We start from the raw sequence: 12223 nt of genomic DNA on the forward strand, positions 1-12223 counted from the left end.
GGGGAGGTGCTGTAATGCCAAAATTAAAAGATATCGCAGAACGTGTAGGCGTTTCCATATCAACGGTTTCGCGCGCGATCAGCAATGATACCAATCGACCGGTCAATGAAGGGACAAAGCGAAAAATTAGGGAAGCTGCTCTTGAGTTGGGATACAATTTGGATGAATCCTCCAAATCCATTGGCAAAGAGATTACCTCAGCCAAACGGATAGCTTGTATCGTGCCACAGGTTTTGATGGACGATCATCCGTATTTTTCACAGGTACTGACAGGCTTTCACGTTAAAATGACGGAAATGGGGCTGCCTCCAGCAATTGTCCGCACTTGCGAAGAACTTAGTGACACCGAACGGATAAAGATGGTGCTCCAGGAAACGGGTACTCAAGGGATAGTGGCAATCAGCTGGTACGATGAAAAATTGTTTGAGATGCTTGAGCAAGAGAATATCACTGTACTGGGTGTGAGTCTCAATGACGAAAGGCTAACTGTACCAGTCGTTGACTGTGACCGAATATTTTCTGCCCGCACAGCAGTCCGTCATTTGATCGAGCAAGGCCATACCCGGATTGGGTTTATCGGTGGCCCCGCATATTCGGAACAAATAGAGAGCGAAGAAAGGTATGTCGGTTATAAATTTGCTATGCTGGAAGCAAACCTGAATTTGAATGAACATTGGATTATCAACACCAACTGGAATGTGAACCTCAGCTACAGCAGACTGACGGAGCTCCTGACCGAGACGCCCAAGTCTGAATGGCCGACGGCAATCTTTTGTGCAAGTGATATGCTCGCTATTCCTGCGATGCGGGCAGTTGTTGAACAAAATGGCCGTATTCCTCAAGATATAGCATTCGTGGGCATGGATAATATTTCTATGGCGCAATATACAACACCACCTCTGACGTCCGTGCAAGTTCCAAAATATGAAATCGGCAAAGTTGCAGCACAATTAATTAACGATTATCTGGAAGGACGTTATTCATCTCTCCATAAAGTTTTGTTGCCCAGCACCCTTATTGTGCGGGAATCCTCTGTTTATGATCGTACAAATCGTACAAATGACTAGTTAGTTGTGTGATATTATATTACATATGAATCCAAATGAAATTAATATAAAACCTACGAGGAATATATTCGCGTAGGTTTTCTTGTTTTTTAGCCAAAAGCGATCCAAATAAATCCAAAAAAATGTTTGACAACCGTCGATGGGCTATATTATGATGTATGAAATTAAGTGTTTGGCGTTATTGTCTATGTAGTTGGATTTAGCCAGAAGCTAAGATTATCTCATAAAATAAATTATTGATTGCGCTTACAATCCCCTGTAAATCAGTGTTTATATAAAATGCACAAGAATCCTCTAAAACTCATATAATCTATTACTCAAACTGATATCTACCAATTCACATAAGATAAACTCCAAAATATAACCAAATGTATATCCAAAGTTATATCCAAATATATATCCAAAAAATCCCCTTGCATTAGATAACGGAGTCATATACTAAAGCTATTCACTCACTTTGTGTAACAACTTCTAACATATAAGTACTTTAAACTAAATCTTAGAATTAAGGAAGAAAGGTGGGAACTGCTTCGAACAGCATAAGGATGCTGGTGGTTTAACACAAAGACATTTTACCAGGCAGGATTGTGGTGACAATTTCCAGGGGGGGATGTTCATGGCCAATACAACTGTACAACCTGCAATGAATGCAGTACATGAAAAGAAGAGAAGAAGACGTCAAAAGTGGAACCCCATTTTACGGAATTGGCAGCTCTATTTGTTAATTTCACCTGTTGTTGCTTATTACATTGTCTTTCAGTACTTGCCGATGTATGGCATTCAAATCGCATTTAAGGATTTCATTGCAACGAAGGGAATCTGGGGAAGCCCCTGGGTCGGTTTTGAACATTTTGAACGTTTTTTTCACAGTTATTTCTTCTGGAGATTAATTAAAAATACGCTTGGACTTGGGTTGTACAGCTTGGCAGTAGGTTTTCCAGTCCCTATCATTTTGGCGCTTCTGATGAATGAGGTAAGGGCGGAAAAATTCAAAAAATTTGTTCAGACCATAACCTATGCGCCGCACTTCCTATCAACCGTCGTGGTCGTAGGCATGATGATGATGTTTTTATCACCGCGATACGGAATCATTAATCATTTCATTGGTATGTTTGGCGGTACTCCCATTAATTTCTTGTCTGAGCCTTCTTGGTTCAAGACACTGTTTGTGATGTCGGATGTATGGCAGACCATGGGCTGGAGCTCGATTATTTATTTGGCGGCATTAGCTGGTGTGGACTCTCAGCTTCATGAAGCAGCGCGTGTGGATGGGGCAACCCGGTTGCAGCGAATATGGCATATTAATATACCGAGTATTATGCCGACAATTATCATTTTGTTCATTTTAAATATCGGAAGCATCATGGGTATTGGTTTCGAGAAGGTCCTGCTGATGCAAAACTCACTGAATTTAGAAACCTCGGACATTATCTCTACCTACGTCTACCGGAGCGGGATACAAGATGCTGAATACAGCTTCTCGGCGGCGATTGGTCTGTTTAACTCCATCATCAATTTCATCTTATTAGTCACTGTTAACCAGATCTCAAAACGTATGAGTGAAACGAGCCTATGGTAAGGGAGTTGCTGATGCATGCTTGTTGAATCTAGAGGAGATCGTATTTTTAATGTAATTAACCATTTTTTGTTAATTATAATTACGCTCATTGTTATCTACCCACTTGTTTTTGTATTAAGTGCTTCGTTCAGCGATCCGCAGGCCGTCCTGCGTGGTGAGATGTTCCTATGGCCCAAGGGGATCAATCTCCATTCTTACGAGAAGATTTTTCAGAACAAAGATATCCTCAGAGGTTATTCCAATACACTGATCTATACGTTAGTGGGGACGCTGATTAATCTCGTCATGACGATTATGGCTGCATATCCGCTATCTCGAAAGGATTTTATAGGCCGCAATGCAATCATGGCCCTGTTTGTTTTCACGATGTTCTTCAGTGGCGGATTAATTCCAACTTATATGCTAATCAAAAACCTTGGCATGTTAAACACATTGTGGGTCATGATCATTCCGAATGCCGTTTCGATCTGGAACATCATCATTATGCGGACATTCTTCCAGCAATCGATTCCACATGAGTTGCATGAGGCGGCGACAATTGATGGCTGCTCCAATATTCAAACTTTAACCCGGATTATCCTGCCATTATCCATGCCGATTATAGCGGTGACGATTCTGTTCTATGCTGTTGGGCACTGGAACGCTTTCTTTAACGCAATGTTGTATCTGTCCGACAAGAACAAATTTCCACTTCAACTCATTTTGCGGGAGATTCTGATTCAAGGCCAGACGAACGATATGGTCAAAATGTCAACCGAGTCTGCGATTAAGCAGCAAAGGGAAGTGGAGGGCATCAAATATGCTGTACTTGTCGTTGCCAACATACCGGTGCTTATGCTTTATCCTTTCCTGCAAAGATATTTTGTTAAAGGCGTAATGATTGGTGCCATTAAAGGATAATTCCTTGTATGGATATATCGATGGGACAAAGGGAGGAATAAGAATGACGCTCAAAAAGTGGGGGAGTATCGCTTTAGTTTGTATGATGTCCGTTTCGATGCTGGCCGGGTGCAGTTCTAAGGATGCTGATCAAGGAAGTACCAAGGATAAAGGAGCTGCCAATGACAAAGTCAATGCGAGCGGATTTCCGATTGTAAATGACACTATTAAAGTGAGCGGATTTGCCGGAAAGTTTTTTGCCAATGCGGACTGGAACGATCTCAGACTCTGGAAAGAGTATGAAAAGATGTCCAATGTTCATATCCAGTGGGATACGGTGCAGAAGGATAATTTGAAGGAAAAACGCAATCTCCTGCTGGCAGGCGGCGCTTACCCGGAGATGTTCTACGCTTCGGCGTTTTCCAGATCGGATCTGCTGAAATACGGCAAGCAGGGCGCATTCATTCCTCTAAATGATCTGATCGACCAATACGCGCCTAACTTTAAGGCTCTAATGGAGAAGTATCCGGTTATTGGCAAAGGGATTACGATGCCGGATGGTAACATATATGGGCTGCCAACCTTGTATGATCCGGAATTCAAGTCGGTTCTGTACGGAACACCTTGGGTGAAGAAAGAGTGGCTTGATAAATTAGGTTTGCAGGAACCGCAGACATTAGATGACTTCTATAATATGTTGAAAGCATTTAAAGAAAAGGACCCGAACGGCAATGGGCAGAAGGACGAGTTTGCCTGGGGTGGTGTGGGAACGGCTGGTGTGGTGAACTACCTGAGAGGTTCATTTGGGGTGAATAATCATGGAACCTCCAACATTAATATTGATACAGATCCTCAGACGGATAAAGTACGCTTTATTCCAACCGATCCTCATTACAAGGAGCTGTTACAGTTCGTGAATAAGCTCTACAAGGACGGATTGCTTGAGCAGGACATTGTATCTGTTAAAAGTACCGAAGTGGATGCTAAAGGTATGGAAGGCCTAATCGGAGTCGTTGATAATGTCGATCCGGTTGCGATATACAATCAGCAAGGTTATGTAGGCATGCCAGTACTGAAGGGTCCTCATGGCGATCAGACATACAACGCCTATGGTTCTCCACTCGGTAATATCGGGATGTTTGTACTGACAGATAAAGCCCAAAATCCAGAGGCCATGATCCGCTGGATGGATTATTTCTACAGCGATGAGGGCATCAAAACGTTCTTCATGGGCTGGAAAGATGAGACGTATAAAGAAGACGCAGACGGTAACGTAGACTATGTCGACAATATCAAAAACAACCCGGATGGCCTTAATCTGGACCAGGCGGTAGGTCAATACCTGATTTGGCCGGGTGGATACTACCCTGGTTTTGTGAAGCAGAAATACTTCAAGGGTGCTGAAGGTCTGCCAACTTCGGTTGAAAATGCGAAAAAAGCAGAGTCTCACATCTTACCACAAGATCAAATTTGGCCTCCGTTTAATTTCACACAGGAAGAACAGCGGGATCTGACCACTTTCCAGACGGATATTGAAACGTATGTAGATGAAATGCGTGACAAATTCATTACTGGTAATGAATCCTTTGACAATTGGGATCAGTATGTGGCAGCTCTCCAAAAGATGGGCGTAGAACGATATGTAGCCATCTATCAATCAGCAGCAGACCGTTATACCCAAGCGGATTAGAAGGTCATCCGTAGATTTCAGATCATAAAGGAGTGTACAAATATGAGTCAACTGAAAGCAGTCCTGATTGGAGCAGGTGCGAGGGGAGCGGGTGGCTATGCACCCTATGCCCTTGATTATCCGCATGAGCTTACCTTCATTGCAGTTGCCGAAGCCGATCCAGTGAGGAGAGCAAAATTTGCTGAGAAGCACGGGATTCCGCCGGAACACTGTTATGAGTCTTGGGAACCCCTGTTGGCTGAACCTAAGCTGGCAGATATTGCGGTTATTTGTACACAGGACAGAATGCATTATGGCCCAACCATGCAGGCTTTAGATAAGAAGTATCATGTTATGCTGGAGAAGCCGATGTCACCAGATCCGAAGGAATGTCTTGAGATGGAACAAGCGGCCAGAGATAATGACCGGCTGCTGACGATCTGCCATGTGCTGCGGTACACACCGTTCTGGAATACAATCAAGAAGGTGATACAAGAAGGACGTATCGGAGAAATTGTCTCCATTCAGTTGAATGAGAATGTGGGTTACTGGCATATTGCTCACAGCTTCGTGCGAGGAAATTGGAACAATTCCAACACATCCAGCCCGATGATCCTGTCCAAGTCATGCCATGATATGGACGTATTGTCCTGGCTCGTGGATCAGCCTTGCCTCAAGGTCAGTTCGTTCGGATCTCTTAAACATTTTCATGAAGTCAATGCACCGGAAGGTTCCGCTGACCGATGCTTGGATTGTGCCGTAGAACCAACCTGCGCGTATTCTGCACCAAGATTTTATTTGAGTGACCAGTTCAGGGGTTGGGCAGGACATTTTACACAGGAGCTGACAAAACCGAATATCATACAGGGCTTGCGTGATACCGATTACGGCCGGTGTGTATACCGGAGTGACAATAATGTAGTAGATCATCAGGTCGTGAATATGGAATTTGAAGGTGGAGCTACGGCCATGTTCAGTATGTGCGGCTTTACATTTGAGCAGGAACGTAGAATTCAGATCATGGGGACTAAAGGAGAACTTCGCGGTGAGGAAGATCAAATCACCGTGTACGACTTTTTGACACATCAAAAAACAGAAATCACAATCCCTTCTCAAACCAGTGGCCATGGTGGGGGAGACAGCGGCATTGTGAGGAATTTTCTGGATGAGGTGCGTCACTATAACGGCCAGGAGAGCCTGACATCGGCTGCGGCTTCCGTCCGGAGCCATCTGATCGCATTCGCAGCTGAAAAGTCGCGGCTGAACGGGGGCGAGTCTATCGATCTGAATGAATATGCCCGTCAGCTTATGGTGAAGGAAGAGCTATCTAAATAATCAGCAGTGTATCGAAAAGCTGCCCCTCAAGGTATGAATATATTTTGAGGGACGGTTTTTTTGTTCGTTGGGGGGCTTGGCGGTGTAATGAAAAAAGTCATCGTTCTAAAGGTCGGAAAGACGTCAACTAAATAAACCATCATGAGAAGGATACCGATCAACTATTTTCGGCAGTCTTCCTGACTAACGGGCAGGATAGCATAATAATTTCGCGAATACTCCACGTATGGAGTATTTTACGAAGTGCGTGAATAAGAGTTATCGGAAATACTCGTAAAGAAAGTAAAAGAGGTGAGAAATATTAAAAACATTAGAGAATTACTACCTAGAGATAAACATGATTTGGAAAGAGTAGAACAACTAAAAACGGAATCATTAGAGAATTTAAGATTGATACTCCCGGAACTCTTGGAGTGGCTACAAGATGGAAACTGGCCAATCTCAGATCCAATTGAGGATATACTGATAAATTTTCAGTATGAGTTAATTCCCTATATCAGAGAGATACTAGATACAAACGATGTTGGATGGAAATACTTTTTATTGGATGGATTAGTAAGGAAGTTACCAGACAACATATTAAGAGAATTGGAACAAGATTTAAGAAGAATTATAAATAGACCAACAAAAGATGAAAAAACAGAAGAAGTTGATGAGATAGCACGAGAAATATTGGAACGGCTATGAAAGGTGATTCAAGAAGACGAGTACATCTGATAACAAAGTTTTCACGCATCGTCGCTTTCGCTCCTCGGTCCGCTAGAAGATAATTCGAGGAAGAGGATCAGGCGGACACACCTGCAAGGCTCAGTAGCGGAGCTACTCGGCAATCAGGTCGCTTCGCTCGCCCCATTAGGCAACTTAAGCCTTTCGGCGTCGTGAATACAACAACGTTATATGAAATTAATGCAGAGGGTAACCAACTTTAAGAACAAAGATAGGGGTGCACGATGTCTATAACTATTCGAACTGAAAATAGAAGTGATTATCTTCAAGTCCACAATGTTAATTTCATTGCTTTTGGAAATCGAGAAGATGAAGCAAGATTAGTTGAACGAATAAGAGCAACACGTAATTTTGTTCCGCAACTTTCGATTGTTGCTGAAGAACATGGAAAAGTAGTAGGGCATTTATTAATGAGCAAAGCCGAAATAATTGAAGGTGAGAAACGACATGAGGTAATTGTTTTAGCACCTATTGCCGTCAGACCTGATTATCAAAGAAAAGGTATAGGTAAACAATTAATTCATGAAGGAATAACGAGATGTAAAGAACTTGGTTATTATATTGTATTACTAATAGGACATCCATCATACTATCCCAAATTTGGATTCAAATCAGCTCGACAATATGGTTTGGAATTAAATCAGTTTGAAGTTTCAGATGAAGTATTCATGGTATGTGAATTGAAAGAAGATGAATTATTGAATATTAAAGGCGAATTGAAATATCCAAGTGTATTTTTTGAATAATTCAAGAGATCATTAACACCATATTACCGCTGCGGGCCATTCGGCCCCAAAGACAGTGATTTAACCGCAACGTCCTGTTGCTAGATGTTCCACATAATTCTGAAAGGGGATTCTAAAATGTATCTTTCTGAATTAGAAGAGGGTATTTTATCAAAAGACCAAATACATAAAATTTTGTTTGGAGATATTAGTAATGATCGAGAACATTGTGATTGCGTGTTTGTTCCTTCAGGTAACACAAGTAATGAGATCCATTCCGCTGACATAGTAGACTTGGGAAACTCCATGCCACAGAAGTTCGTCGGTAATCTGAGTAACTTTGCGAATTACTTCTTGTGTAATATACTTAGTATACTAATATTATGATGTCAGGGTGGTTTTGTGGAATTGCATTTATACGAGCAGATATATATCTATATTGTACAAGAGATTAAAGAAGGTCGATTAAAAGAAGGAGACCGAGTCTCTTCTGAAAAAGAGTTGGCTGAAAAATTTGGCGTCAGTCGTATTACATCTAAAAAGGCTTTGGAGAAATTGGCAGATTCTGGGGTTATCAAACGAATGCAAGGAAAAGGTTCATTTGTGGCCGATGGTATAATTGGAGGACAAGAACCGAAGCAATATTCAGAGGTAAGAACGACCTTGGTTCCTGAGGATGACAAGCGGTTAATCGGGTTTATTATACCGAATTTTTCTGACGAGTTTGGCCTACAACTTCTTAGATCGATGGAAAAGCGGAGTGTTGAGCATAATTATCAACTCATTATCAAGCGAACTTGCGGGGATCGGGATGAGGAAAAACGCGCGATCGACTTATTTATTGGTTTAGGCATCAAAGGATTAATCGTGACCCCCATTCATGGTCAACACTATAATTCGGAGCTGCTTCGACTTGTATTAGATCGGTTTCCAATTGTTTTGGTCGATAGATATCTAAAAGGAATTCCGGTTTGTTCGGTATACACAGACAATAAGAAAGCAGCCATGGATCTTACGCGTCATCTAATTAGCAAAGGTCATAAAAAAATTGCCTTTTTATCTCCGCCGGAAGAGAACACTTCAACATTGGAGGAAAGGCTACTCGGATATACGTTGGCCTTCACCCAAGAAGGAATGAACTTGAACAAAGATTATGTATTGACGAACTTGAAGGGCACCCTTCCCATGAACATAAACGGAACAGCGATTGAAAGTGATAAAGAAGCAGTAAAGCATTTTTTGAAACAACACCCTGATGTAAAGGCGTTTGTCGCGTCCGAATTTCTAATAGCTACCATGCTGGCTCAGGTCATCCACTCGATGGGGAAATCTCTGGAGGAATTCGAGATTGTTTGTTTCGACTCCCTGAACGATCACTTGGGTCAACCCATCTTCACTCATATTAAGCAGGATGAGAAGCAGATGGGTGAATTGGCAGTGGATATGCTAATCTCTCAGTTGCATGGAACAGCAGTTCCCGAGCTGAACATTATTGAACATCGTATGGTCGTGAAAAATTAACAGGTAGGGTTAATACAAGTGCAGCACAACAAAAGCAAGGATATTGTTCAAAGTGTCGAGAAGTCCCCAGGGGCTTATCGGCACTTTTTTTTGATATCAGAAATATAAACTTCGAAGCAGGGACCTTCCTGAATCGCAAGAAGCGTCTATTTATATCTAATTATAGCCATACAGGCATGAACATTTATGTCGTAATATTGCAATTGACATGCTTCATAATGTCATATTAATATACTTAGTATAACTAGTGGGTTTCTATAACCAATTCACTTCGTTCATCATTTTCTGTTTTTAATAGTTCATATCATCAAACTTGTTAGCGCTTACATAAATTATGGATTTATCAGAAAATGAAGTGGATTGTATAGGAATTCAAGTTAAACTAATTCATTTAACTTAAGGGGGACTTTGAATGAGGAGATCCAAAAAATTCGCGTTTCCAATTCTTGCTTACTTTCTGGCTATGTTACTTCTTCTAACCGCTTGCTCAACGAAGGAAGGCTCAGGCGATCAGGCCGGAGAGGGGAAAACAACGGTTACGATGTGGCATGGTCTTACCTCCATTGATTTAGATAATTTGAATAAAGTTGTAAAGGCATTTGAGGAGAAAAACCCTACCATCAAAATGAAATTAGTTTATACAGAATCCAGCGAGGGATCCGATCAGAAGCTGCTAACTGCAGTCGCAGGTGGCAATCCTCCTGACGTTGCACTTTTCGACCGGTTTAAGGTCGGTACTTGGGCTGCGCAAGGTTCTCTGACTGACTTATCCTCGATGGCAGCAGAATCCGGAATTCGTAAGGAAATGTATTATCCATTTGCTTGGGAGGAGTCCAGTTATCAAGGAAAGCTTTATGCAATGCCGATGGATACGGACTCTCGCCTGCTATTTTACAATAAGGATCATTTCACAGAAGTAGGGCTGGATCCTAACAAACCACCACAAACGATCGCCGAGCTTGAAGCCGCCGCCGAGAAGTTAACCATCAAGGAAGGTAAACGTTTCAAACGCATCGGGTTCATTCCATGGTATTCGCAAGGCTGGCTGTATACTTGGGGATGGGCATTTGGAGGAGAATTCCAGGACGCTGCCACCGGCAAAATTACTGCAAATGATCCTAAAGTCGTTGAAGCGCTACAATGGATGACTGACTTCGGCAAAAAATACAATGTCGAGGATATTGCCGGATTCACAAGCGCAGCTGGCACGGAGGAAATGGATCCTTTCATTTCCGGTCAAGTCAGCATGAAGATAAGTGGAAACTTTACGGTGAAGGGTATCGAAAAATTTAAGCCGGATCTAAATTACGGCGTTGCACCGATACCGACTCCAACAGGAGCGGATTTTACGACATGGTCAGGAGGCGGCTCCGCTATTATTCCTAAAGGCGCCAAGAACGTCGCTGCTGCCTGGAAATTCCTCGAATTCTTAGGGGAAGAAGAAGGGCAAACGTTATTAAACGCTGACTCTCAAATTTCCGTTATCGATTCGGTTAACGACAAATATGGTTACAAGGACGATCCGATTATGAAAGAATTTATTAATATTTTACCTAATTCACATAACCGCCCGGTTATTCCTGAAGGACAACTGCTGTGGAATGAGTTAGCTTCCGCAACGGAAAAGGCTACCCGTGGTAACGGTACTCCGAAAGAGAACCTGGATAGAGTAACAGAGACTGTTAATAAGGCTTTAGAAAAATACGACAAATAGGGTGCTCGGTAGGCAGGGAGCGAACTCTCTCCTTGCCTACTAAAGAATGACAATTGGAAGGAGAATGCACATGGCGAAACTAGCCGATTCAGTTCAAGTAAACGCAATTCCATCGGCAAGTAAACGAGCACTCCACAGAACTAACGTGATTGGGTGGCTGTTTGCTTCACCTTGGGCTATAGGGCTGCTATGCTTTTATGCAATTCCGATGCTAATGTCCATCTACTTCAGCTTCACTACTTACAGCATTCTGCAGCCTGGTGAATTTGTCGGAATGAATAATTATAGAGAGCTTTTCCATGATCCTCTGTTTTGGAAATCCATATACAACACGATTTATTTTACCGTATTTTTTGTTCCATTAAGTATATTTTTCGGTGTGGCACTCGCGATGATGTTGAATATGAAGGTCAAGGGTATGGCTGTATTCAGAACGATCTTTTTCTTACCTACTCTCGTGCCACAAGTGGCTTTGGCTGTTCTGTGGATGTGGTTGTTACATCCAAACTTCGGATTGGTGAACGGGATGTTAGCGAATATCGGTATCGATGGGCCTTCTTGGCTTGGTGGTGAGTCGTGGTCCAAACCCTCTCTCATTCTGATGTCGCTTTGGGGTATTGGACAAGCTGTCGTTATCTACCTTGCTGGATTAGGAGACATCCCGGATGAGTACTATGAAGCGGCGCAAATCGATGGAGCTAACTGGTTTCAGAAAACGAGAAAGGTAACCCTTCCTTTGCTCACTCCCGTTATTTTCTACAACCTTGTCATGGGAATGATCGGTGCATTCCAACAGTTTACTCTTCCCTATACGTTGACCAAAGGGCAAGGAACTCCTGCAAATTCCATGACTTTTTACGTCATGTATTTATATGAGAACGGATTCAGGTATTTCAAAATGGGTTATGCCTCCGCAATGGCCTGGATCTTATTTATTATCGTTATGGCATTAACCGGAATTATTTTTATTACGTCTAAACGCTGGGTTCATTATCAAGGGAAATAAGG

Annotated in this window: 10 protein-coding genes; all 10 read left to right on the top strand. The window is 42.3% G+C overall.

Annotated features, from left to right (window positions below; genetic code table 11):
* Positions 1–14 precede the first annotated feature (14 nt).
* The 10 genes from P5G61_RS05300 to P5G61_RS05345 all read left to right on the top strand — a co-directional run bounded on the left by P5G61_RS05300 (position 15) and on the right by P5G61_RS05345 (position 12221).
* Positions 15–1067, top strand: a complete 1053-nt coding sequence (locus P5G61_RS05300) for a LacI family DNA-binding transcriptional regulator (protein ID WP_301245118.1) — start codon at positions 15–17, stop codon at positions 1065–1067.
* 616 nt (positions 1068–1683) lie between these two features.
* Positions 1684–2646 carry an ABC transporter permease gene (locus tag P5G61_RS05305; RefSeq protein ID WP_301245120.1) on the top strand — a complete coding sequence of 321 codons (963 nt, stop codon included), beginning with the start codon at positions 1684–1686 and terminating at the stop codon, positions 2644–2646.
* Between the two features lie 15 nt (positions 2647–2661).
* On the top strand, positions 2662–3546 hold the full coding sequence (locus P5G61_RS05310) for a carbohydrate ABC transporter permease (RefSeq protein ID WP_301245122.1): 885 nt from the start codon (positions 2662–2664) through the stop codon (positions 3544–3546).
* Positions 3547–3589: 43 nt separating this feature from the next.
* Positions 3590–5215: a type 2 periplasmic-binding domain-containing protein gene (locus tag P5G61_RS05315; protein ID WP_301245124.1), complete on the top strand. Its 1626-nt coding sequence runs from the start codon at positions 3590–3592 to the stop codon at positions 5213–5215.
* A gap of 42 nt (positions 5216–5257) precedes the next feature.
* A complete protein-coding gene (locus P5G61_RS05320) occupies positions 5258–6529 on the top strand; it encodes a Gfo/Idh/MocA family protein (protein WP_301245126.1) in 1272 nt (423 codons plus the stop codon).
* Positions 6530–6820: 291 nt separating this feature from the next.
* A complete protein-coding gene (locus P5G61_RS05325) occupies positions 6821–7216 on the top strand; it encodes a DUF5071 domain-containing protein (RefSeq protein WP_301245128.1) in 396 nt (131 codons plus the stop codon).
* 263 nt (positions 7217–7479) lie between these two features.
* A complete protein-coding gene (locus tag P5G61_RS05330; RefSeq protein ID WP_301245130.1) occupies positions 7480–8001 on the top strand; it encodes a GNAT family N-acetyltransferase in 522 nt (173 codons plus the stop codon).
* 381 nt (positions 8002–8382) lie between these two features.
* Complete coding sequence (locus P5G61_RS05335; protein ID WP_301245131.1) at positions 8383–9501, top strand: GntR family transcriptional regulator; 1119 nt, start codon at positions 8383–8385, stop codon at positions 9499–9501.
* Positions 9502–9913: 412 nt separating this feature from the next.
* Positions 9914–11215 carry an ABC transporter substrate-binding protein gene (locus P5G61_RS05340; protein ID WP_301245133.1) on the top strand — a complete coding sequence of 434 codons (1302 nt, stop codon included), beginning with the start codon at positions 9914–9916 and terminating at the stop codon, positions 11213–11215.
* 70 nt (positions 11216–11285) lie between these two features.
* Positions 11286–12221, top strand: a complete 936-nt coding sequence (locus P5G61_RS05345) for a carbohydrate ABC transporter permease (protein ID WP_301245135.1) — start codon at positions 11286–11288, stop codon at positions 12219–12221.
* The last annotated feature ends 2 nt before the right edge of the window (positions 12222–12223 follow it).

The organism is Paenibacillus vandeheii, assembly GCF_030433635.1.
Taxonomy (GTDB): Bacteria; Bacillota; Bacilli; order Paenibacillales; family Paenibacillaceae; genus Paenibacillus; species Paenibacillus vandeheii.

Coding starts and splice junctions, on each gene's coding strand:
- P5G61_RS05300 (WP_301245118.1), top strand. CDS start 15: ATGCCAAAATTAAAAGATATCGCAGAACGTGTAGGCGTTTCCATATCA.
- P5G61_RS05305 (WP_301245120.1), top strand. CDS start 1,684: ATGGCCAATACAACTGTACAACCTGCAATGAATGCAGTACATGAAAAG.
- P5G61_RS05310 (WP_301245122.1), top strand. CDS start 2,662: ATGCTTGTTGAATCTAGAGGAGATCGTATTTTTAATGTAATTAACCAT.
- P5G61_RS05315 (WP_301245124.1), top strand. CDS start 3,590: ATGACGCTCAAAAAGTGGGGGAGTATCGCTTTAGTTTGTATGATGTCC.
- P5G61_RS05320 (WP_301245126.1), top strand. CDS start 5,258: ATGAGTCAACTGAAAGCAGTCCTGATTGGAGCAGGTGCGAGGGGAGCG.
- P5G61_RS05330 (WP_301245130.1), top strand. CDS start 7,480: ATGTCTATAACTATTCGAACTGAAAATAGAAGTGATTATCTTCAAGTC.
- P5G61_RS05340 (WP_301245133.1), top strand. CDS start 9,914: ATGAGGAGATCCAAAAAATTCGCGTTTCCAATTCTTGCTTACTTTCTG.
- P5G61_RS05345 (WP_301245135.1), top strand. CDS start 11,286: ATGGCGAAACTAGCCGATTCAGTTCAAGTAAACGCAATTCCATCGGCA.